22 protein-coding genes are annotated in these 22,748 nt (G+C 61.5%); 7 read left to right on the top strand and 15 right to left on the bottom strand.

All coding sequences use genetic code 11. The annotated features are described in order from the left end of the window. Positions 1 to 50: 50 nt before the first annotated feature. Positions 51 to 737, bottom strand: a complete 687-nt coding sequence (locus REH34_RS04940; protein ID WP_226506585.1) for a response regulator — start codon at positions 735 to 737, stop codon at positions 51 to 53. Positions 738 to 1,102: 365 nt separating this feature from the next. Here REH34_RS04940 and REH34_RS04945 point away from each other — a divergent pair, with 365 nt between their 5' ends. The 3 genes from REH34_RS04945 (at position 1,103) to xopAW (ending at position 3,842) form a co-directional block, all read left to right on the top strand. Next, the gene (locus REH34_RS04945) at positions 1,103 to 1,867 is read left to right on the top strand and encodes a response regulator (RefSeq protein ID WP_226506586.1); all 765 of its coding nucleotides are present in this window, start codon (positions 1,103 to 1,105) and stop codon (positions 1,865 to 1,867) included. Next, positions 1,867 to 2,967 (top strand): HAMP domain-containing sensor histidine kinase, encoded by a 1,101-nt coding sequence (locus REH34_RS04950; RefSeq protein ID WP_311970965.1) that lies wholly within the window; start codon positions 1,867 to 1,869, stop codon positions 2,965 to 2,967. The genes REH34_RS04945 and REH34_RS04950 overlap by 1 nt, the downstream gene beginning before the upstream one ends. Positions 2,968 to 3,065: 98 nt before the next feature. Continuing rightward, positions 3,066 to 3,842 carry an EF-hand domain-containing protein gene (gene xopAW, locus REH34_RS04955; protein WP_226506588.1) on the top strand — a complete coding sequence of 259 codons (777 nt, stop codon included), beginning with the start codon at positions 3,066 to 3,068 and terminating at the stop codon, positions 3,840 to 3,842. A 123-nt stretch (positions 3,843 to 3,965) separates the two neighbouring features. On the opposite strand, the gene REH34_RS04960 is transcribed toward xopAW, so the two are convergent. From REH34_RS04960 to REH34_RS04990, 7 genes are all read right to left on the bottom strand, one after another. After that, entirely contained in the window at positions 3,966 to 5,006 is a 1,041-nt protein-coding gene (locus REH34_RS04960) for an AI-2E family transporter (protein WP_226506589.1), read from the bottom strand. A gap of 45 nt (positions 5,007 to 5,051) precedes the next feature. Then, complete coding sequence (locus tag REH34_RS04965) at positions 5,052 to 5,867, bottom strand: DUF4892 domain-containing protein (RefSeq protein WP_409373248.1); 816 nt, start codon at positions 5,865 to 5,867, stop codon at positions 5,052 to 5,054. Positions 5,868 to 5,904: 37 nt separating this feature from the next. Beyond that, positions 5,905 to 6,756, bottom strand: coding sequence for an alpha/beta hydrolase (locus REH34_RS04970; RefSeq protein ID WP_311970966.1), 852 nt, complete (start codon positions 6,754 to 6,756; stop codon positions 5,905 to 5,907). Next, positions 6,753 to 7,571 carry an alpha/beta fold hydrolase gene (locus REH34_RS04975; protein WP_226506591.1) on the bottom strand — a complete coding sequence of 273 codons (819 nt, stop codon included), beginning with the start codon at positions 7,569 to 7,571 and terminating at the stop codon, positions 6,753 to 6,755. The genes REH34_RS04970 and REH34_RS04975 overlap by 4 nt, the downstream gene beginning before the upstream one ends. A gap of 167 nt (positions 7,572 to 7,738) precedes the next feature. After that, positions 7,739 to 8,182, bottom strand: a complete 444-nt coding sequence (sixA, locus tag REH34_RS04980; protein ID WP_311970967.1) for a phosphohistidine phosphatase SixA — start codon at positions 8,180 to 8,182, stop codon at positions 7,739 to 7,741. After that, positions 8,179 to 8,526 carry a DUF4389 domain-containing protein gene (locus tag REH34_RS04985; RefSeq protein ID WP_311970968.1) on the bottom strand — a complete coding sequence of 116 codons (348 nt, stop codon included), beginning with the start codon at positions 8,524 to 8,526 and terminating at the stop codon, positions 8,179 to 8,181. The genes sixA and REH34_RS04985 overlap by 4 nt, the downstream gene beginning before the upstream one ends. A gap of 22 nt (positions 8,527 to 8,548) precedes the next feature. Continuing rightward, complete coding sequence (locus REH34_RS04990) at positions 8,549 to 9,574, bottom strand: NAD(P)H-dependent glycerol-3-phosphate dehydrogenase (protein ID WP_226506594.1); 1,026 nt, start codon at positions 9,572 to 9,574, stop codon at positions 8,549 to 8,551. A gap of 296 nt (positions 9,575 to 9,870) precedes the next feature. Here REH34_RS04990 and REH34_RS04995 point away from each other — a divergent pair, with 296 nt between their 5' ends. The 3 genes from REH34_RS04995 (at position 9,871) to fabB (ending at position 13,852) form a co-directional block, all read left to right on the top strand. Then, the gene (locus REH34_RS04995; protein ID WP_311970969.1) at positions 9,871 to 11,796 is read left to right on the top strand and encodes an ATP-binding protein; all 1,926 of its coding nucleotides are present in this window, start codon (positions 9,871 to 9,873) and stop codon (positions 11,794 to 11,796) included. A 308-nt stretch (positions 11,797 to 12,104) separates the two neighbouring features. After that, positions 12,105 to 12,620 (top strand): 3-hydroxyacyl-[acyl-carrier-protein] dehydratase FabA, encoded by a 516-nt coding sequence (fabA, locus tag REH34_RS05000; RefSeq protein WP_226506596.1) that lies wholly within the window; start codon positions 12,105 to 12,107, stop codon positions 12,618 to 12,620. An 11-nt stretch (positions 12,621 to 12,631) separates the two neighbouring features. Continuing rightward, on the top strand, positions 12,632 to 13,852 hold the full coding sequence (gene fabB, locus REH34_RS05005; protein WP_311970970.1) for a beta-ketoacyl-ACP synthase I: 1,221 nt from the start codon (positions 12,632 to 12,634) through the stop codon (positions 13,850 to 13,852). An 81-nt stretch (positions 13,853 to 13,933) separates the two neighbouring features. Here fabB and REH34_RS05010 read toward each other — a convergent pair whose 3' ends face one another. Together REH34_RS05010 and htpG are read right to left on the bottom strand one after the other, a co-directional pair. Beyond that, complete coding sequence (locus tag REH34_RS05010) at positions 13,934 to 14,662, bottom strand: dienelactone hydrolase family protein (RefSeq protein WP_226506598.1); 729 nt, start codon at positions 14,660 to 14,662, stop codon at positions 13,934 to 13,936. A gap of 74 nt (positions 14,663 to 14,736) precedes the next feature. Next, positions 14,737 to 16,644 (bottom strand): molecular chaperone HtpG, encoded by a 1,908-nt coding sequence (htpG, locus tag REH34_RS05015; protein WP_226506599.1) that lies wholly within the window; start codon positions 16,642 to 16,644, stop codon positions 14,737 to 14,739. Between the two features lie 331 nt (positions 16,645 to 16,975). Between htpG and REH34_RS05020 the strand changes: the two genes are divergently transcribed. Beyond that, a complete protein-coding gene (locus tag REH34_RS05020; RefSeq protein ID WP_226506703.1) occupies positions 16,976 to 17,257 on the top strand; it encodes a hypothetical protein in 282 nt (93 codons plus the stop codon). Between the two features lie 72 nt (positions 17,258 to 17,329). Here the strand turns inward: REH34_RS05020 and REH34_RS05025 are convergent, their stop codons facing one another. From REH34_RS05025 to sucC, 5 genes are all read right to left on the bottom strand, one after another. Continuing rightward, a complete protein-coding gene (locus REH34_RS05025; protein ID WP_226506600.1) occupies positions 17,330 to 17,737 on the bottom strand; it encodes an MAPEG family protein in 408 nt (135 codons plus the stop codon). A 52-nt stretch (positions 17,738 to 17,789) separates the two neighbouring features. Next, entirely contained in the window at positions 17,790 to 18,767 is a 978-nt protein-coding gene (locus tag REH34_RS05030; RefSeq protein WP_311970971.1) for a hypothetical protein, read from the bottom strand. A 139-nt stretch (positions 18,768 to 18,906) separates the two neighbouring features. Next, the gene (gene brnQ / locus REH34_RS05035; RefSeq protein WP_311970972.1) at positions 18,907 to 20,220 is read right to left on the bottom strand and encodes a branched-chain amino acid transport system II carrier protein; all 1,314 of its coding nucleotides are present in this window, start codon (positions 20,218 to 20,220) and stop codon (positions 18,907 to 18,909) included. A 311-nt stretch (positions 20,221 to 20,531) separates the two neighbouring features. Continuing rightward, on the bottom strand, positions 20,532 to 21,419 hold the full coding sequence (gene sucD, locus REH34_RS05040) for a succinate--CoA ligase subunit alpha (protein WP_226506603.1): 888 nt from the start codon (positions 21,417 to 21,419) through the stop codon (positions 20,532 to 20,534). Then, positions 21,419 to 22,585, bottom strand: coding sequence for an ADP-forming succinate--CoA ligase subunit beta (gene sucC / locus REH34_RS05045; protein ID WP_226506604.1), 1,167 nt, complete (start codon positions 22,583 to 22,585; stop codon positions 21,419 to 21,421). Before sucC ends, sucD begins: the two co-directional genes overlap by 1 nt. Between the last annotated feature and the right edge of the window lie 163 nt (positions 22,586 to 22,748).

Consider the following 22,748-nt stretch of genomic DNA (forward strand, 5'->3'; position numbering starts at 1 on the left):
CCGCGGCGTCTGACCGGGCCTCTGCTGACCAAGAGACCCTCGTGTATCAACTAAAGCAACCGATACCCCACCCCTGGCTCGGTGACGATATAGCGTGGCGCGGTGGGGTCGTCGCCGAGCTTGTGGCGCAAATGGCCGACCACGATACGCAGATAGTGGCTGTCCTCGGCGTGGCTCGGCCCCCAGATGTCCTTGAGCAACTGCTGCTGGGTGAGCACGCGGCCGGCGTGCTGAGCCAGCAACGCTAGCAGCGCGTACTCCTTGCGGGTCAGGGTGACTGCAAGGCCCGCCAGCGACACCTGCCGGGAGGCCAGATCGATACTCAACTCGCCCCGCGTCAGGATCGCCGCGCTGCTGACCGGCACCACGGCTGCCTGGCGCAACAACACCCGCACCCGGGCGAGGAACTCCTGAATGCCAAAGGGCTTGCTCACGTAATCGTTGGCGCCGCCGTCCAGTGCCTCGACCTTGTCGCCCTCCCCGGCGCGCACCGACAGTACCAGCACCGGCACCGCCGACCATTGTCGCAGCTCGCGCAGCACCGCTTGGCCATCCATGTCCGGCAGCCCGAGATCCAACACTATCAGCGCCGGGCTGGCCAGCGCGGCCTGGGTCAGACCTTCCTCGCCGTTGGCTGCCTCGATCACCCTATAGCCTTGAGAGCTGAGGCTGATGCGCAGAAACTTGCGGATCTGTGGTTCGTCGTCGATGACCAGAATGGTGGGGGGCTGACTCATGGTTCAGGCATCTTCCAAATCGCCGGGCTGGCGCTGCAGCGGCAAGCATAAAGTGATGCAAGTGCCTTGACCATCAATGCCCTCGCCGACTTCGATGCATAGCAGCGAAAGGCGTATTATCCCCTACCGTTTCGCCAACCCTGTGAGGGATTGGGGGGAAGCTGTTTGAAAAGTCGCAGAAAGCAGAAATGTATCTAGACTGATACATTCAGGAAATGCCCGGCATACTTATCCCCTGTACCGTCCGGCCACCGGACGCTGCAGTCGACAGATCGCCCGCTCTTTGCGACCTGCAACTGTCCTGCACACTACACCCCGCCGCCCGCCGTGAGGCCGGCAGCCCTACCAGGCAGATGACCGCAAGCATGCAGAACTCCCCGATCTCCTCCAGCGATGCCAGCAAAGCTTCCCTCGGTGAAGACGAAAAACGCTGGAACACTCGGGCGCTCATCGTTGACGACGACGTGCCGATTCGCGAGCTGCTGATCGACTACCTGGCCCGCTTCGGCATCCTCGGCTTCGGTGTCACCGATGGCGAGGGCATGCGCCAGGCGTTGCAGGAAGACGTTTTCGACGTCGTGGTGCTGGACCTGATGCTGCCCGGCGAAGACGGCTTGTCCCTGTGCCGCTGGCTGCGCGCCGAGTCGGACATTCCGATCCTCATGCTCACCGCGCGCTGCGAGCCGACCGACCGTATCATCGGCCTCGAACTGGGCGCCGACGATTACATGGCCAAGCCCTTCGAGCCTCGTGAACTGGTGGCGCGCATCCAGACCATCCTGCGCCGTGTGCGTGATGATCGCAGCGACCAACGCGGTAACGTGCGCTTCGATAACTGGCGCCTGAACAGCGTGCTGCGTCAGTTGATCTCCGCCGACGGCCTGGTGGTGCCGCTGTCCAATGCCGAATTTCGCCTGCTGTGGGTATTTCTCGAGCGACCGCGTCGGGTGTTGAGCCGCGAGCAACTGCTGGATGCCGCCCGGGGCCGCTCGATCGAAGCCTTCGACCGCAGCATCGACCTGCTGGTCTCGCGCCTGCGGCAGAAACTCGGTGATGATCCAAAAGCGCCGCAGTTGATCAAGACCGTACGCGGCGAAGGCTACCTGTTCGATGCGAGAGAAATTGGCTGATGCGAGGCGATACGCTGTTCGCCAGGCTGTTCGGCGTCTCGCTCGGGGCGATCATCATCGCCCATTTGCTGGCATTTCTTTGGTTCCAGGCGTATGGCGGCCCACCACCGCCACCCCCGCCGCCGCACATGCAACCGAACGAGTCGTTTGTCGACAGCGCCAATGCCACAGCCGATGAAAAAATCGAGGCGTTCGAGCGTAACGAACATCTGCGCCCGCGTCCGCGCCCTTGGTGGGGCGGGCCGCTGGTGCCGTTCATATTCCAGTTCATCATTTTGATCATCGCCGCCTGGTACGGTGCCAAGTTGCTGGCGCGCCCCATCCAGCGCTTCAGCGAAGCCGCCGAACGCCTGAGCGAAAACCTCGACGCCCCGGCGCTGGAAGAAACCGGCCCCAGCGAAGCGCGCCGCGCCGCCAGCACCTTCAACGTGATGCAACGGCGTATTCGCGAACAGGTGCAGCAGCGATCACGCATGCTGGGCGCGGTGTCCCACGACCTGCGCACGCCGCTTTCGCGGCTCAAGCTGCGCCTGGAGCAGATCGACAACGAGAAACTTCAGGGCCAGATGCGTCAGGATCTGGACGACATGATCGGCATGCTCGACTCGACCCTCACCTACCTGCACGAACAGCGCACCAGCGAGGCCCTGCAGCGCTACGACCTGCAGGCGCTGGTGGAATCGCTCTGCGAGAACGCTGAAGACAACGGCGCACTGGTCGAGGCCCGCGGCCAGTGTGCGCCACTGCAGACGCAACCCATGGCGCTGCGTTCGTGCCTGAGCAATCTGTTGGATAACGCCCTGCGCTACGCCGGTGCGACCCAGATCGAGATCACCGATGGCGCCACCGAGGTGGTGGTGCGGGTGATCGATCACGGCCCCGGTATCAGCGCCGACAAGCGCGAAGCGGTGTTCGAGCCGTTCTTCCGCCTTGAAGGCTCGCGCAATCGCAATTCCGGCGGCGTGGGCCTGGGCATGACCATCGCCAAGGAAGCCGCTCATCGCCTGGGCGGCAGCCTGAGCCTGGAGGAAACACCCGGCGGAGGCCTCACGGCCGTGGTTCGCCTGTCTCGGGGCGAGCATGCGGTGCTCAGGACCTAGCGGCGCCGATACAATCGCCACACACGCTGGACATACTTTGTTGCAATTCTCCATGAGCCGGTGGACCGTCACCGGCCCAACACAGGGGAGCATGCCCAATGATCAGTGGCATCAGCAGTTCTTCGAGCTATTACAGCTCACTCAGCAGCACGAATAGCACAACCAGCACCACCAGCGCAGCCGCCGCAAAGAAATTCCAGGAGCAGCTGTTTGCCAGCCTGGACACCGACGGCGACGGCTCGGTCAGCAGCACCGAGCTGAGCACTGCGCTGTCCAGCAGCGAAAGCAGCGGCGACAAGGGCCTGAGCGGTATTCTGGTGAGTTTGAGCCAGAACTTCAGCAAGCTCGACGGCGACTCCAGCAGCGGCTTGAGCCTGGACGAGCTGGAGGCCGGCACCCAGCCACCGACTGACGGCCCTGGCGACAGCCAGATGGTCGACGACCTGCTCGCCTCTCTGGACAGCGATGGCGACGGCTCGGTCAGCAGCGACGAGTTGAGCACTGCCCTGAGCAGCGCTGGCAGCAGCACCGACAGCAGCCAGGTGTTTTCGGCGCTGGATACCAACAAGGACGGCACGATCAGCGCCGACGAGTTGGCCGCCGCCATGACTCCTCCACCACCGCCACCTGCCCAGAACGCCAGCTCCACGTCCAGCGACGCCTTGTTCAGCGCCCTCGACAGCGACGGCAACGGCAGCATCTCGGCCTCCGAGTTGAGCAGCGCGATGAGCAGCGACAGCTCCAGCAGCTCTGACACCAGCAGCAGCCAGAGTGAAACGTCTGCAGCGCTGAGCAAACTCATCGCCAGCATCAATCGCGAGTATCAGCTGGATAACAGCCAGACTGTAGGCAGCCAGTTGAGCGCTTCTGCGTAAAGCTTGCGATTACTCCCCTGTGGGAGCGGGCTCTGCCCGCGAAGACGCCATAACTGACGCACTGCGTATTCAGGGACGGCCCTTTCGCGGGCAGCGCTCGATCTCATAGGGGTTCAGCGTGGATCAAACTGCCTTGTTCGTACGGGTCCAGTCCATCAGCAGACTGTAAGCCACCGCCAGCAGCGTCGGGCCGATGAACAGGCCGATAAAGCCGAACGCCAGTAACCCGCCGAATACCCCCAGCAGCACGATCACCAACGGCAGATCACCGCCTCGGCTGATCAGATAAGGCTTGAGCACGTTATCGACGCCACTGATGACGAACGTCCCGTAGACCCCGAGAAAGATCGCCATGCCGTAGTCACCCTTCCACGCCAGCCATAGCGTCGCGGGTACCCACGCCAACGGCGGCCCCATGGGGATCAGGCTGAGCATGAAGGTGACGATCCCCAACACCAATGCGCCCGGCACACCGGCAATCAGAAAGCCGATCAGCGCCAGCAGCGCCTGCGCAGCCGCCGTACCGATCACACCATTGACCACCCGCTGAACCGTCCCGGCCACCAACTCGAGGTAGTAACCGGCGCGCTCGCCAATCAGGCGTTCCAGCAAGCGCAGCACAAAGGCCTCGACCCGCGGCCCGTCACGGTAGAAGAAGAACACGAACACCAGGCTCAGGGTCAATTCGAGCAAGCCGCCACCCACTTGCGCACTGCGCGCCAGCAACCAGTTGCCGACCTGACCGAAGTACGGCTTGGCGCTTTGCAGCAAGGCCGCGCCCTGGTGGTCGAGGCTTTCCCAGGTTTGTAACAAGCGCGGGCCTACCAGTGGCAGATTACCCAGCCATTGCGGCGCCGCCGGCAGACCATCGACCTGAACGTCACGGATAAAGGCCGTGGCATCGCGCACATGGTCGACCAGGTTGAACCCCAGCCACACCAGCGGCAGGATCACCAGCAGCATCCAGCCGCACGTCAGAATCGCTGCCGCCAACGTTTCCCGCCCACCCAGCCAGCGGGTCAGCAGGCGCATCAACGGCCAGCTGGCATAGGCGAGGATCGCTCCCCACAACAGTGCCGAAGCGAACGGCATCATCACCCACAGGCATGCCCCTAGCAGCGCGAGCAGCAGAATCTGGACCAATAGACGGTCGGTATTGAGCATTGCGGGTTCCATCCAGGAAAAAGTGTTACGACTGCAGCCACAGGCTCAGCGAATCAGTGTGATGTGCAGCCCGGGTTGTTCCAGGGTACCCAGTTGGAGGCGGGATTCCCGTACCCCGGCAGCGACCAGTGCCGTTTGCCAGGCCGCAGCCCCCTGCCCGGCCAATGTGACCCGCAGACTGCTGTCCAGGTTCAGGGCGCGGCTCAATAAGGTCACCCAAGGTGCGGCCGGCGCAGAGGCCAGGGCGGGGTAATCGAGCATACCGGTCGTGCGCAGCTCGTTCAGCACGGTGGCGGGGTTAGGCAAGACTTCGCCCAGCGGCGCATCAGCGGTGAACTGTTCGACATGCATCGATACAAGCCGGTTGGTGCGGGTGACGGAATAGACTGCCAGCAGGGTATCGGCATCGGGTGAGGCCAGACGCAGGAGGAAAAATCTTTGCTGATCGTCGGCACCGAGCAGCTTGGCGTTGCTGAAGATCTCGTTGGCCCACAGGCTGCTTTCACCGCATTCTCGCGCCTCGCACAAGAACAGCAACTGGGTGCCCGGGGTCTGCAAGCTTTGCCGAGCGGCGGCAAACGCCTCCTTGGCATTGCGCTCGGGGGGCAGTTCATAGGTCACCGAACTTACCTGGCCGCGGGCGTTGATCTGCGACTCCATGCGCAGCTGCCCGCTGATCTTGCGTAATGCGCCCAAGGGGTAGATACGTTCCTGCTCGGTCACTGGGCGTTCATCGATGGGCGTGGCATCGACCTCGTGTACCCGAGCGCCAACGTCGACGGCCCAGGCAGCTGGCACGGCCAGCGATGAAAGCAACAGCGCAAGGCTGGCCAGGTGAGGCTTTATCATGGTTGTCTCCATTTCAACCCGCCAAGCCTCGGCAGTTCACTGGTGCAAGTCAAGGAACGGCGAAGAATCTATTGATACAGTCTGCGACAAGATCGGCGCCGGCCTCATCATTGAGGTGCAAGTGGTGGCCGCCTGGCAGGAATACCGGGGCCCACGGCAGGCGCCCGAGCAGCTCGGCCTCCTGTGCCAAGCGCCCGTCCTGGGCGATGATCAACTGGGCCGGGCACTCGATGGCACGGGCGAATGCCAATGCCTGCTCCTCACTCAGACGCACCGGCGAACTGAGCATCAGGCGCGAATCGCTACGCCAGGTGAAGCCGCCCGGCACTGGCATCAGGCTGCGCTCGCCCAGTAGTTCGGAGGCTTCTCGCGATACCGCGACGTGGCCTTTCATCCGCGCTTCGATGGCCCGCTCCAGCGTCGGATGCACAGTCTTGCGCTTGCGTCCGAGCGCCAACTGCTCGCGCAGTGCCAGGCCCATGCGCGCCACCGGATCATGGGGCAGCGGATTGGGCGGCACGATACCGTCGATCAGCACCACCCGCTCGATGCGCTCCGGCACGGCGCCAGCGACGAGTGTCGCAACGATCGCGCCGAGTGAATGCCCGAGCAAGGCAAAGCGCTCCCAGCCCAGTTGTTCGGCAGCCTGCAGCACGTCGTGGGCATAATCCCAGAGGGCATAGCTGGCACCCGCCGGACGATGATCGGAAAACCCGTGCCCGGCCATGTCCAGCGCCACGATGCGCAGCCCGTGCAGGCGTGGTGCCAGGCGCGCGAAACTGTTGGCGTTGTCGAGCCAGCCATGCAGGGCCAGCACCGGCTGGCCGTCTTCGGGCCCGAACGCATGAGCGGCCAATTCGATATGCGGCAAGGTCAATCTCAACTCTTGCACGGCCTTCATAGACAAGACTCCTGATGACGGATTGACGCTGACGCCTGCCAGCGGGTAATAACCTCACGGATCAGCTCGGCCGTTTGCAGCGGCCGCTCAAGGGGAAACATGTGCCCACCGGGTACGCCATGAAACTCCCCTTGGGCCAGTCGCTGAGCCGCTCGCGCATGATGACGCAGCACCACCTGGCTTTGCACCCCGCCCACCAATGCCAGCGGCACTTGCAACTGCTGCAGGCGCACGGGGTGCAGATGGGGGACGCTGCGATAGATGCTGATTTCCGTGGCCGGATCGAAGCGTAGCCGCAACCCCTGCCCCTCGACTCGCAAACCGTGCTGCAGATAGGCCTCAAGGCACTGCGCATCGAAATGGCGAAACAGCGCCTTGCCCGCGAAATACTCACGGGCGCAAGCCAGGTCGGCAAACTCCTCGCGCCGTCCCAAGGTGCGCCCGGCAGGCGTCAAACGGTCGATCAGACCCAAGCGCTTGGCGGCGCGAATCACCCATTGGTCGCGCGTGGTGAGCAGCGGCGAATCGAGCATGATCACGCCCCGATACAGGTCTGGGCGCCGCAGCGCCGCATGCAGTTGCAGCACTCCGCCCAGAGAATGTCCCACGCCCCAGATGGGCTCGGGCTGGGCCTCGAGGTGCAGGATCAACTCGTCTACCAGGCTGGTCCAGTTGTCGTCCACCGGAAAGCGCGGATCATGGGCGTGCATGGGAAGGTGGACAACCGTGAATTGCGCTGACAGGGCAGCGAACAGCTTGCCGTAGGTCGCAGAGGGGAAACCATTGGCGTGGGCGAAGAACAGGAGCTGCGGCATACGATCAATCGTCCGGAACAAAAGCTTCAAAGGCAGGAGCGCACGCATGGATTGTCCGCAGCACGTCGCAGATGGGCAATGCCCGGAAACGCCATCGCCAACGGCGTTCCGGTCAGCCGCCAAGGCGCGCGGCTATGCCAGTTCGGGCACAGCGGCTGCGGCGAGGGTCAAGCGTGCCGCAGGCTCTTGAGCGTCATCAACCCGGCCAACGGCCACTCGCCGTCCAGCTCTGCCAGGCTGGCGGTACCCATGTGATGTTCATGGTTGTCCAGCAGCCCGAGCAAGGTGCTGACCAGGGGTTGATGGCTGACCAGCAGGATGTTTTCCAGCTTTATCGCCTCCAACTGAGTGATGACTGCACTCGGCGACTGGTCCGGTGTCAGCCACGCCACTGTCCTCATGGGTTCGCCATGACCGAGTGCGTCGCGGACCAACTTCGCCGTCTGCTGCGCCCGAACATAGGGGCTGGCATAGATAGCGTCCAGCGCCAGCCCTTGCAGATGCGCTGCGCTGCGCAGCACCTCTGCGCGCCCCGCCTCGGTCAGCTCCCGCTCGGCATCGGTCGGCGCCTGATGGTGCGCCTCACCATGGCGCAGTACCCATAGCTTCATAGCTTGGGGTCCTCGTCGCGCACCGGATGCGCGGCGGGCGGTACGCTGTGGGGCGCTTCGCCTTCAGGTGGGCGCGGCGCCGGCCAGTCGCTGAACGGCCAAGGCTTTTGCTCGGTATGAAAACTGCCGAAACGGCCGATCTGCGCCAGGTACTGGCTCAGGCTGTCGCCGAAGTTCATCAGCCCGGCGTTCGGCGCGCTGTAGATCAGACGGTAGATCAGTTGTACCAAGACCAGCGCGCCGAGCAGAAACTGCGCGACCTGCCAGACGAGGACGAACACCAGCATCCAGACGATGCGCAGAATGATCGATTCATGGGTCGAGGGGGGACGGGGAGCGTTCATGGCGGAGTACCTTGGCGAGCAATCAATTGAAACCGCTGATCGAGATGAAGTCGACATCGGTCTTGGGTTCGGCATGCATCAGCACTTCGATGACCTGCTTCAAGGTACGACCCTCGAACAGAATCGCGTGTAGCCCGGCGACCAGTGGCATATAGACCTGCGCCTCCTGCGCCTTGGCTTTCAGCACCTTGAGGGTGTTGACGCCCTCCGCTACTTCGCCCAGGCGGCTGACCGCCTCTTCCAGGCTGAGGCCTTCGCCCAAGGCAAAACCGACCTGATAGTTACGGCTCTTGGGCGACGAGCAGGTGACGATCAGGTCGCCGACGCCGGCGAGCCCGAGGAAGGTCATGGGGTTGGCACCCTGGCTGACGGCAAAGCGGGTCATCTCCGCCAGGGCACGGGTGATCAGCATGCTCTTGGTGTTCTCGCCCATGCCCAGCGCCACGGCCATGCCGGCGATAATCGCGTACACGTTCTTGAGCGCGCCGCCGAGCTCGACGCCAAAGCGATCGGTGCTTGCATACACCCGAAACGTCGGGCCGTGCAGCGCCTGCTGGACGCTCTGGCAGAGCTGCTCGTCGGCGCTGGCGATGACGGTGGCGGTCAGGGCGTGCTCGGCCACTTCACGGGCCAGGTTCGGCCCGGAGAGCACACCGATACGCGCTCGCGGAGCGATCTCCTCGAGGATCTCGCTCATCAATTTGAACGACTGGGCCTCGATGCCCTTGGTCAGACTGACCATCATCTTGCCCGCCAGCAGCGCCTCGTGGTCGGCCAATACCGCACGCAGGGCGCTGGACGGCAGGGCCACGAAAATCAGCGGCGCCGCTTCGAGCGTGGCCAGCAGGTCGGTGACCGGCTCCACGCCTGGATGCACCTTGATGCCCTTGAGGTAGCGTGGATTCTCCCGCTGCTCGCGCATGGCACGGGCCTGCTCGGGGTCGCGCATCCACTGCAGCACACGATGACCATTCTCGGCCAGCAGATTGGCGGCGGCGGTCCCGAAACTGCCACCGCCTAGCACTGCCACAGGCTGTTTATCAGTCATATTCAATCCGTTAGCGGGTTACAGTGACAAAGGTCGCATTATACGGGGCGGTGTCGGCACCACCAGTCCTTCGGCGTGCGGTCGCGCACACGCTATGGGGTAGGACAGCGCCAGCGACGCGGTTCTCCGTCGAGAATGCATGTATGTGACTGAAAATGTCGTAACAGTCAGTTACCATGCTTCATAAATCTTTGTGGACACACTGCTGTCGTGCAATCCCACCCCCTTCATTCCCCTCGTTCATCGAGCGTCCCTGGCGTCGATCCCGTTATTGTGGGCGTTGATCGGAGGCGCCGGTGAAGCTGCGGCGCAAGTGGGATATCCATACCCGCACCCAGCTGATCAGCCTGGGCCCGGCGATCTTGCTGACGCTGCTGTTGATCTGTTTTTTCACCTTCGTCCGCATCCAGGACCTGCGCCAGGAACTCAACCACACCGGCCAGTTGATCGCCAACCAGTTGGCCCCCGCCTCCGAATACGGCGTAGTGACGGGTAACACTGACGTGCTTGAAGCACTGATGAACGCCACCCTGGCGATTCCCCATGTGCGTTTCCTGGAAATCCAGAATGCTCAGGACCGCATCCTCGCCTACGTCGAGCAGCCCAGCGAGGGCGACACGCCGTCCCGACGCATCGAGGTGTTCCAGGCTCCCATTCGCCAGCAGCGCAACGCTCTCAAGGACGCCACCGAGCGCGGCGTGCCACCCAGCGAGATCAGCGGCGAACTGCCCGAGTATCTAGGTCGAGTGATTGTCGGCATGTCGGATGACGCGTTCAGCCAGCGCCAGCAGGAGATCGTCCTCAAGGCCGGTGTGCTGGCGCTGTTCGCCTTGATTCTGACCTTCCTGCTGGCCCGGCGCCTGTCCCGCGACCTGTCACAACCGATCAGCGACATGAGCGCCGCCGTCACTGCCATTCGCGAGGGCGACTTCCAGGCCGTACTGCCGGTACCCCCTGGCGATACCGAGCTGGGCGAACTGGCGCGCCACCTCAACGAACTGGCCACCGGGCTGCAACAAGCCAGCCACGAGCAGCGCGTGGCCATGGACGAACTCATCCATACCCGCGAAGAAGCAGAACGCGCCAACAGCGCCAAATCGGAATTCCTGGCGATGATGAGCCACGAATTGCGCACACCCATGAACGGCGTGCTGGGCATGCTGCAGTTGCTCGAAACCACGCAGATGACCGACGAGCAGAAGGAATATGCCGCGCTGGCGACTCAATCGACCGAACACTTGCTCAAGGTCATCAACGACATTCTCGATTTCTCGCGTATCGAGCGCGCCAACCTGGAACTGGAACACATCGCTTTCGACTTGCCGCAACTGATCGAACTGATTGCCCAGCCCTTCCGCCTCGATGCCGAGCAGCGCGGCCTGCGCCTGGAGCTGGAAATCGGTGCAGCGTTGCGTGGCGTGCACGTCGCCGGCGACCCGACGCGCATCCGGCAGATACTGGTCAACCTGATCGGCAACGCGTTGAAGTTCACCGAGGCGGGCCATGTGCGTATCGAAGTCTCCAGCCAGGCGTTGGACCACGACCTGATCTGGCTGACCTGTACGGTGAGCGACACTGGCATCGGTATCAGCGCGCAGAACCTCGAATCGATGTTCGTCGCCTTCCGCCAGGCCGACAGTTCGATTTCCCGGCGCTACGGCGGCACCGGCCTGGGCCTGCCGATTGCGCGTAACCTGGCCGAGCGCATGGGCGGCACCCTGCATGCCGACAGCGAGGTCGGCCAGGGCTCCACCTTTACCCTGGAACTGCCGCTGGCATTGAGCAACCCGCCGCTGGTGGTCAGCGTGCCAGCGCCCGCACGATCAAGTCCCAACGATGGCACCAAGACCATCGGGACCGGCTTGCACGTGCTGCTGGTGGAAGACAATCCGGTCAACCAGACCGTTATCGAAGCCATGCTGCGCAGCCTGGGCTTCACCGTCAGCGTGGTCGGCGATGGCGCCCAGGCAGTGACGGAAGTATCGCGTTTGCGCTTCGATGCGGTACTGATGGATTGCCGTCTGCCGGTCATCGACGGATACGAAGCCACACGCAGAATTCGTCTGCTAACGTTGCATAACGACGTTCCTGTCATTGCCCTCACCGCCAACGCGCTGCATGGCGATCGGGAAGCCTGTATCGACGCCGGGATGAACGATTACCTGGCCAAACCGTTCAAACGCAGCGATCTGTTGCTGATCCTGCAGCGCTGGATATCCTGAAACGCGTCATTACCGCCTTGGGCGAGCCCTTCTGCGCCCTGCTACGCAGACACATCGGCGGGCATTGGCGCTAAACGGCTGCCACCAGGTGACGAAAATGTTAGAGTACGGGAGTCTTTGACATTTACTCGGACCAAAAAAAACGTCCGAAAAACCATTTCAGTGCACACCTGTACATTCGTATACTCTGTGCTGTGACTTTCATCATTACGCAATAGTCTATGTACAGGCTGCCGACTCGGCCTTCATCCAACGGGTCGATCGGGAAGATTTGCCCCCTGCCAGGCAGGGACTATTGAGGAGCTCGCATGACCAAACAAAACGCCTTTACCCGGGAAGACCTGCTGCGCTGCAGTCGCGGTGAGCTGTTCGGCCAAGGTAATGCGCAACTGCCCGCCGGCAACATGCTGATGGTGGATCGCATCACTCATATCAGCGAAGAAGGCGGTGCATACGGCAAAGGTGAATTGGTCGCCGAGCTGGATATCAACCCGGACCTGTGGTTCTTCGCCTGCCATTTCGAAGGCGACCCGGTAATGCCGGGCTGCCTGGGCCTCGACGCCATGTGGCAGTTGGTCGGCTTCTTCCTGGGCTGGCAGGGCTTGCCTGGCCGCGGTCGCGCACTGGGCTCGGGCGAGGTGAAATTCACCGGTCAGGTACTGCCGACCGCCAAGAAGGTCACGTACAACATCCAGATCAAGCGTGTCATGAAGGGCAAGCTGAACCTGGCAATCGCCGATGGTACTGTCAGCGTTGACGGTAAGCAGATCTACACCGCCGAAGGCCTTCGGGTCGGCGTGTTCACATCCACCGAAAATTTCTAAGGGTTATCCGCATGCGCCGCGTCGTTATCACTGGTCTGGGCATTGTTTCCTGCTTGGGCAATGACAAAGACACCGTCTCCGCAAACCTGCGGGCGAGCCGCCCTGGCATCCGATTCAACCCGGAATATGCCGAAATGGGTTTGCGCAGCCAGGTTTCCGGCTCCATCGACCTCAACCTCGAAGAGCTGATCGACCGTAAAGTCTTCCGTTTCGTCGGCCACGCCGCCGCGTACGCGTACCTTGCCATGGCCGATGCCATCAAGGACTCGGGCCTGACGGAAGAGATGGTCTCCAACCCCCGCACCGGCCTGATCGCCGGCTCCGGCGGCGCGTCGACCCTCAACCAGATGGAAGCGCTGGACATCCTGCGCGAAAAAGGCGTCAAGCGCGTCGGCCCGTACCGCGTCACCCGCACCATGAGCAGCACGGTGTCGGCTTGCCTGGCCACCCCCTTCAAGATCAAGGGTCTGAACTACTCGATCGCTTCGGCCTGCGCCACCAGCGCTCACTGCATCGGCACCGCCATGGAGCAGATTCAGATGGGCAAGCAGGACATCGTCTTTGCCGGCGGCGGTGAAGAAGAGCATTGGAGCCAGTCGTTCCTGTTCGACGCAATGGGCGCGTTGTCCAGCAAGCGCAACGACACCCCGGAGAAAGCCTCCCGCGCCTATGACAACGACCGTGACGGTTTCGTCATCGCCGGTGGTGGCGGCATGGTGGTGGTCGAAGAGCTCGAACACGCCCTCGCCCGCGGCGCCAAGATCTACGCTGAAATCGTCGGCTACGGCGCCACTTCCGATGGCTACGACATGGTCGCACCGAGCGGCGAAGGCGCCATCCGCTGCATGCAGATGGCAATGTCTACCGTCGACGCACCAATCGACTATCTGAACACCCACGGCACCTCGACTCCGGTCGGCGACGTCGCGGAAATCAAAGGTGTGCGCGAAGTGTTCGGTGCCAAGGCGCCGGCCATCAGCTCCACCAAGAGCCTGTCGGGTCACTCTCTGGGCGCCGCAGGCGTACATGAAGCGATCTACTGCATGCTGATGATGGAAGGCAACTTCATCGCCGGCTCGGCCAACATCGACGAGCTGGACCCAGCAGTCGCCGATCTGCCGATCCAGACTGTCACCAAAGAAAACGTCGAGCTCAACACCGTGATGAGCAACAGCTTCGGCTTCGGCGGCACCAACGCTACCCTGGTACTGCAACGCTGGCAGGGCAAGTAAGGTTCGACCTTGCTTAACAAGAAAGGCGCCGAAAGGCGCCTTTTTTGTTTTTGCTTTGAGCTGTGGTGAGGCAAGCGCGGATCAGTCCTGGAACACTTCATCCAACAGGTAGTGCATCGAGGCGAACGCACGATCGGCGACCGTCTTGTTGTACATCTGCACGCCAGGATTGTTGGCTTCGGTATCGGTGAACGAGTGATACGCGCCGCCGAAACTGGTCAGGGTCCAATCCACACCAGCGTCGTTCATTTCCTTCTCGAATGCTGGCAGTTGCTCCTTGGGAACCAGCGGGTCGCTGGCGCCATGCAATACAAGGACCTTGCCCTTGATGTTCTTGCCATCAGCCGGATTCGGCGTATCCAGGGTACCGTGGAACGACACTGCCGCCTTCAATGGCGCGCCGGTACGGGCCAACTCCAATGCACAGCAACCGCCGAAGCAGAAACCGAAAGCCGCCAGCTTGGCGCTGTTGACGCTGGCTACGGTCTGGCTTTGCAACTGATCCAGCGCCGCTTGCATACGCTTGTTCAGCAGCGCACGATCATTCTTCAACGGTGTCATCGCCGCTGCAGCCTGATCGCCATTCTGTGGACGCACCGCCTGCCCATAGAGGTCAGCCAGCAGCACTACGTAGCCTTTGGAAGCCACGGACTGGGCGATACGCTCAGCGCCTTCGCTGACGCCCATCCAGTTGGGGGCCATCACCAGGCCAGGACGTGGGGAAACGACATCTGCGTCATACACCAGACGGCTTTCGTAATCGATGCCATCGATCTGATAGACAACGGATTGAACAGTGACTGCGCTCATGGATTTATTCCCCAATTGAAGTCTTGACGACTGTAACGAAAAAACCCGCCGAAGCGGGTTTGATCTGCGACTGGTTAGACTGACAGCTCAACCAGCAACTTGTTCAGGCGACGCACATACGCCGCCGGGTCTTTCAGGCTGTCCCCTGCCGCGAGTGCGGCCTGGTCGAAGAGGATGTGCGAGAAGTCGGCGAAACGGTCTTCGCTCTGCTCGTTGTCCAGTTTTTCGATCAGCGGGTGGGCCGGGTTGAATTCAAAGATAGGCTTGGAGTCCGGCACTTTCTGCCCACTCGCTTCTAGGATCTGACGCATCTGCAGGCCCAGGTCCTGCTCCCCGATGGCCAGAATCGCCGGCGAGTCGGTCAGGCGATGCGAAACCCGCACCTCGCTGACCACATCACCCAGCGCAGCCTTGAGGCGCTCGACCAGGCCTTCCTTGTCCTTGGCGACTTCTTCCTGGGCTTTTTTGTCCTCGTCGGAATCCAGCTTACCCAGATCCAGGTCGCCACGGGCGACGTCAACGAAGCCCTTGCCATCGAAGTCGGTCAGGTAGCTCATCAGCCACTCGTCGATGCGATCTGTCAGCAACAGCACTTCGATGCCTTTCTTGCGGAAGACTTCCAGGTGCGGGCTGTCCTTGACCTGAGCGTAGGATTCGCCGGTCAGGAAGTAGATCTTGTCCTGACCTTCCTTGGCGCGAGCCAGGTATTCAGCCAGGCCGACGGATTGCTCGCCGCTGCTGTCGTGAGTCGACGCGAAGCGCAGCAGGCCGGCGATCTTCTCCTTGTTGGCGAAGTCTTCAGCCGGGCCTTCCTTGATGACCTGGCCGAAGTTCTTCCAGAAGCCCTTGTATTGCTCGGGTTCGTTCTTCGCCAATTTTTCCAGCATGTCCAGCACGCGCTTGGTCAGGGCCGATTTCATCGAGTCGATGATCGGATCCTTCTGCAGGATTTCACGCGATACGTTCAGCGACAGGTCGTTTGAATCGACCACACCCTTGATGAAGCGCAGGTACAGCGGCAGGAAGGATTCTGCCTGGTCCATGACGAACACGCGCTGCACATAGAGCTTGAGGCCGCGCGGGGCTTCACGCTGGTACAGGTCGAACGGCGCGCGGGCCGGCACGTACAGCAACGAGCTGTATTCCAGCTTGCCTTCGACCTTGTTGTGGCTCCAGCTCAGCGGGTTCTCGTAATCGTGACCGATGTGCTTGTAGAACTCCTGGTATTCCTCGTCCTTGATCTCGGTACGTGGACGGGTCCAGAGGGCACTGGCGCGGTTGACGGTTTCCCACTCCAGCGCGGGCTGCTCTTCGCCCTCAGCGGCGGGCGCCTGCTCTTTAGGCAATTCGATCGGCAGGGCGATGTGATCCGAGTACTTCTTGATGATGTTGCGCAGGCGATAGCCGTCGGCAAACTCGTCTTCAGCGGCCTTGAGGTGCAGCACGATGCGGGTGCCGCGCTCGGCCTTGTCGACGTTGGCGACTTCAAACTCGCCTTCGCCCTTGGACGACCAGTGCACACCCTCGCTGGCAGCGGTGCCGGCACGACGGCTGAATACTTCGACCTGGTCGGCGACGATGAACGCCGAGTAGAAGCCGACGCCGAACTGACCGATCAGGTGCGAGTCCTTCTTCTGGTCGCCGCTGAGGTTTTTCATGAAGTCGGCAGTGCCGGACTTGGCGATGGTGCCCAGGTGTGTGATCACGTCCTGGCGGTTCATGCCGATGCCGTTGTCTTCGAGCGTGACGGTCTTGGCGTCCTTGTCGAAGCTTACGCGAATCTTCAGCTCGCCAGCGCCTTCAAGCAGCTCTGGCTTGGCCAGGGCTTCGAAGCGCAGCTTGTCGACGGCGTCGGAAGCGTTGGAGATCAATTCGCGAAGGAAGATTTCCTTGTTGGAATACAGCGAATGGATCATGAGGTGCAGCAGTTGCTTCACCTCGGTCTGGAAGCCCAGGGTTTCTTTTTGAGTTTCCACGCTCATGGTCACACACTCCAATCAGATGGCAGAAGCCGCTTACCTTGAGCTGAGCGACACGCTCGGCACTGGCCGGTTTGCGGCGGGATGAGCAACAGATGGGGGCGTGAGTGAGGATTTCAAGGCCAGGTATGTCGATGCGATGCCAGGCAAATGTATCCGCACGCTGCACAGCCCGAGACAGAGAGCCGGCTTACCTGAAACCGTGACGGGCGCGCGCCGCCGAGCAAAAAACCTATAGCGATCCATCACTTGCGTTCACCCAAGTGAAAGGAACTTTAAATTGGGTATCGGCTCGAAGGGGGGCGTGAACACTATAAAACAGGAGAAACACCCCATGCGTAAATCTCTGGCATTGACCTTGATGCTGACTGCCGCCCTGGGCCTCGCGGCCTGCGACAAAAAATCCGAAGACAAGGCGCAAGACGCCCAGCAGCACGCCGAACAGGCCCAGGAAAAAATGGACCAGGCACAAAGCAAGATGAATGATGCAGCGAAAGAAAATGCTGAAGCGGCCAAAGACAGCAATCAGTCCGCTCAGGAAGCCGCCAAGGAACAGAACGGCGCGATGATGCAAAAAGCTCCGGAAACCCAGCCTGTGCCGGCCACCAAGCCGTAACTGCGTCTATCCCTGTGGGAGCGGGCTGTGCCTGCGAAAAGCTTCGCGGGCACATCGCGCCCCCACGTAGACCTAGATCGTCGCCATGACGATCTGGCGATACACCGGGCTGAGCATGATCAAGAAGGTGCAGATCAAACCGACAAGCCATACCAGGCTGCGCGGGCTCGACTTGTCGTTCCAGTACAGGAACAGATAAAGCACCCGAGTGATCACGAACAGGATCGCCAGCAGATCGATCAGCCACCCCTGAGTCTGCGTGGTGTGCGCCATCAGCACCGCCACCGCAAACAACGTGAAAGCCTCCCAGCAGTTTTGATGCGCCGCCACTGCACGCGCACCCAGCCCGCTTAACTTCGCCTGCTGCGCCCGTGGATTATGGTTGTCGTAACCCTGCGCCTTCATCTCGCGAGTCACTGGCACTCGGGCCACGAAAATCAACAGCGCACTGATGAACACACACCAGAATGGAATACTCATGGGTAACGCTCCTTGATGGACGCCGTGGGCCATGCGGACGACCCGGGCCCTTTTATGTGCGTCCTAAAGCTTGGAGAACGGCGCCAGCCACTCGTTCCATATCGCCATCATCGTAGCGCTGATCGATCGGCAACGGCAGCATGCACTCTGTCCAGCGCCTGGCCGCCGCGCCCAGGGCTGGGTCATCCAGCAACTCACGCCAGTAGGTCGCCACGTAGATGCGCTGCTGCTGCAACGCGCTGCGCACCTGATTGGCCTGTTCCGCACTGGCGAGCAGCAACGGGTAGACCATGGGCGCGCTCACCCCGGCAAAAAGACTGAAGCCATTGAGCCCATCGAGGCGCTCGCGCAGCACTGCGAAGTTGGCTTGGCGACGTGCCCGGATGCGTGAGTAATCAAGGCCATCGAGCAAACGCGCCGTAAGGGCCGACATGCCACGCATGCCCTCGTCGCGAATGCTGTGCTCGACCTCGATAAACGTCCCGTAAAACGGCTCTGGACCGGCTTCCAACCGCCCTATCAACGCCCGGGTACGGCCTTCGCTGCTGCCTGGCTCGAGGCCTGGTATATCCGCCGGGCCGTTGACCAGCCAGCCACCGTCCGGAACGCCTACGAACTTGCGCGGGGAATACAGCGTGGGGACGCCGTCCAGAGGCGCACTGAACAGGCTCTGAGCATTATCGATGATCAATCGCCCGGACAACGCCGGCCACAGTCGCTGGCGGATGTAATCATCCTTGAGCCCGAAGTAATTGACGTATTGCAGATGCTCGTCGGCATTCAAGGTGGGCAACTCCACCGGTTGCAACTGATCATCGACTGGGTAGCGCACCACCTCCACACCCGAGCGCAGCGCCGCGTCATGCATGGTCGAACAGGTATAGTCGGGGAGGTAGAGACGCTTGATGACGCTGGCCTGCAGCAATGCCTGCAAAGCGAAGCGGGCGCTGTTGAACCCTAGCGCCTGAGGGTACAGCGTGGTCCCGCGATTGAATTCAAGCTCGAAAAACCCGCCAATCGCCATCGCCATGTGCCCTGCTCTCCTGAGTCATTGAGTGCAGGAGCGTAGCATTTATGGGCACAAAGAGTTCATCCTGCGGATTATGTGTCGCTCTGACAGCCCTTTCGCCGCCGAAAGCGCAACGAACAATCCGCAGGAATTCCAGGCATTACGCCACCGCATGTTCCGGCCGACCCAGCAAGCGATCACAGATCACCGCCGCCAGCAGCGCCAGCACCGACGGCACCAGCCAGGCCAAGCCTTGATCACTCAGCGGCAAGTGTGCCAACACGTCCGGCAGGTAGCTGGCGTAGCTGGTGCCTTTGATCGCATCGACCATACCGAACACCAACGCGACCAGCATCACCGGCGCCACGATGCGCCCTTGCGAATGCCAGAACCCTTTGCAAAAACTCAACGCTACCAACGCGATGCACGGCGGGTAGATTGCCGTCAGCACCGGGATCGAGAAGTGAATCAGGTTGGTCAATCCGAGGTTCGACACCAGCAACGAAAACAAGGCCAGCGCGACAACCAGGGCTTTATAGGGCAGTCGCAGCGCCTCGCTGAAATACTCGGCACACGCACAGGTCAGGCCCACCGCAGTGACAAGGCACGCCAGCGAGATCAGTACCGCCAGAAATACGCTACCGATCGACCCGAAGGTGTGTTGCACATAAGCGTGCAATACCGCCGCGCCATTACCCGCGCCCGCAGCGATGGAGTGGCTGCCCGCGCCCAAGCGGAACAGGCTGAAGTAGACCAGGGCCAGGCCAACCCCGGCGATCAGGCCGGCAATGATCGCGTAGCGGGTAATCAACTGCGGCGACTCGACGCCGCGCGAACGGATGGCATTGACGATGACGATGCCAAACACCAGCGCCCCAAGGGTATCCATGGTCAGGTAACCATTGATGAACCCCTGCGAGAACGGCGAGGCCGCATACTCGGGTACCGCGTCACCAATGGGACCGGCCGGCAGCAGGAACGCGGCAATCCCCAGCGCAGCCAAGGCGACGATCTTCAACGGCGCCAGGAAGCGCCCTACCGTGTCCAGCAGCTTGCCCGGGTACAGCGAGATGAAGAACACCAGGATGAAATACACCAGACTGTAGAGGAACAGCGGCAATGGGCCGTCACCTGTGAGCGGCGCCATGCCGACTTCGAAAGACACCGTGGCCGTGCGCGGCGTCGCGAACAACGGCCCTACCGCCAGATAGCACACCGCCGCCAGGATACCGCCGGCCACTTTGCCGATCGGGCTGCTGAGTGCATCCATGCCACCGCCGACCTTGGCCAGCGCCACTACCGTGACGACCGGCAGGCCGACAGCCGTGATCAGGAAGCCCAGCGCTGCCATCCACACATGGGGGCCCGCCTGCAGGCCGACCATCGGCGGGAAGATGATGTTGCCGGCGCCTACGAACAGGGCGAAGGTCATGAAACCCAGTGCCAGGATGTCCTGGCCTTTCAACACTTTCATCAGGGGGAAACCACACATTCAAATCGGAATTTAGAGGGGGATTTCCCAAGGGTGCGGGAAATGTGATCGGCCGCGATGGAGGCCAATCCTTAGGAGCACGTCAGCCCCTTTTGAGGGCAACACGCGCAAAGCGGCGGCTAGGGTAGCGAAAATGCGCATAAAACGCACTTTTTAAGGGCCGAGAACCGATAAAGCGCACCAGAATCAGACGCGTCCTACCTTCAATAACTGGTTATCGAGCAGTTGTCACCTACAACAACGACAAAGGCCACCCGAAGGTGGCCTTTGTGTGCAGAGCGATCAATCCAGCCTTAGGCCTTCTTGACTTCCCAGCCAGTCAGCTCGGCCAAGGCCTTGCCGATATCGGCCAGCGAACGCACGGTCTTCACGCCAGCGTCTTGCAGCGCAGCGAATTTCTCGTCTGCAGTGCCTTTGCCGCCGGAGATGATCGCGCCAGCATGGCCCATGCGCTTGCCCGGAGGAGCAGTCACACCCGCAATGTAGGAAACCACAGGCTTGGTCACGTTAGCCTTGATGTAGGCCGCCGCTTCTTCTTCAGCCGAACCGCCGATCTCGCCGATCATGACGATCGCTTCGGTCTTCGGGTCTTCCTGGAACAGCTTCAGGATGTCGATGAAGTTGGAGCCCGGGATCGGGTCACCGCCGATGCCGACACAGGTGGACTGACCGAAACCGGCGTCAGTGGTCTGCTTCACGGCTTCATAGGTCAGGGTGCCGGAACGGGAAACGATACCGACCTTGCCTGGCAAGTGAATGTGACCAGGCATGATGCCGATCTTGCACTCGCCCGGCGTGATCACGCCTGGGCAGTTAGGACCGATCAGGGTAACGCCCAGCTCGTCGCATTTGACCTTCGCGTCCAGCATGTCCAGGGTAGGAATGCCTTCAGTGATGCAGATGATCAGCTTGATGCCGCCGAACGCCGCTTCAAGGATGGAGTCCTTGCAGAACGGAGCCGGTACGTAGATCACACTGGCAGTAGCGCCGGTCTTTTCCACAGCTTCGCGAACAGTGTTGAATACCGGCAGGTTCAGGTGCGTGGTGCCGCCTTTGCCTGGGGTAACGCCGCCGACCATCTTGGTGCCGTAGGCGATGGCTTGTTCGGAGTGGAAAGTACCTTGCGAGCCGGTGAAACCCTGGCAGATGACTTTGGTGTCTTTATTGATCAGGACGCTCATTACTTGCCCTCCGCAGCTTTGACGACTTGTTGAGCAGCGTCGGTCAGGCTGGTAGCAGCGATGATGTTCAGACCGCTTTCTGCCAGTACTTTAGCGCCCAGGTCAGCGTTGTTGCCTTCAAGACGGACAACGACCGGGATTTTCACGCCGACTTCTTTCACGGCGCCAATGATGCCTTCGGCAATCATGTCGCAGCGAACGATGCCGCCGAAGATGTTGACCAGAACGGCCGCGACGTTGGTGTCGGACAGAATGATCTTGAACGCTTCGGTCACGCGCTCTTTGGTAGCACCACCGCCTACGTCGAGGAAGTTGGCAGGCTTGCCGCCATGCAGGTTGACGATGTCCATGGTACCCATGGCCAGGCCAGCACCGTTGACCATGCAGCCGATGTTGCCTTCAAGGGCAACGTAGTTCAGTTCGAACTTGGCAGCGTGGGCTTCGCGCGGGTCGTCCTGCGATGGATCGTGGAAGCCCTTGAGCTTCGGCTGACGATACATGGCGTTGGCGTCGATGTTGATCTTGGCGTCCAGGCAATGCAGATCGCCGTCAGCCTTGATCACCAGCGGATTGACTTCCAGCAGGGCCAGATCGTGGTCCTGGAACAGCTTGGCCAGGCCGACGAAGATCTTGGCGAACTGGGCGACTTGCTTGCCTTCCAGACCCAGTTGGAACGCCAGGTCACGACCCTGGAATGGCTGAGCGCCAACCAGTGGATCGATAGTGGCCTTGAGAATCTTTTCAGGAGTGTCGTGAGCGATCTTCTCGATGTCCACGCCACCTTCGGTGGAAGCCATGAACACGATACGGCGGCTCGAACGGTCTACAACCGCGCCCAGGTACAGCTCTTTGGCGATGTCGGTGCAGGATTCGACCAGGATCTTGGTGACGGGTTGACCGTTGGCGTCAGTCTGGTAAGTCACCAGACGCTTGCCCAACCACTGCTGTGCGAAAGCCTTGGCGTCTTCCTTGCTGCGAACCAGCTTGACGCCGCCCGCTTTACCGCGACCACCGGCGTGGACCTGAGCCTTGACGACCCATTCAGTGCCACCGATCTTGTCGCAGGCTTCTGCCGCTGCTTCGGGGGTGTCTACTGCGTAACCTGTCGATACTGGCAGGCCGTACTCAGCGAACAGCTGCTTACCCTGATACTCGTGAAGATTCATGCTTATTACCGTCTTCGTTAGGTACTGCGCGTTCGGCGCTGCACTGTGAAAGTGCCGCACCACCTGTGACTGCTGCTCGCAAGTGCCCTATCCCGGCCGACGGCGCGTGGACCTGGCCTGAATCGAGACCTTGCGAGGTCGAGTCCGACGAACATTCCGCGGT

Source organism: Pseudomonas baltica, from assembly GCF_031880315.1.
GTDB lineage: Bacteria > Pseudomonadota > Gammaproteobacteria > Pseudomonadales > Pseudomonadaceae > Aquipseudomonas.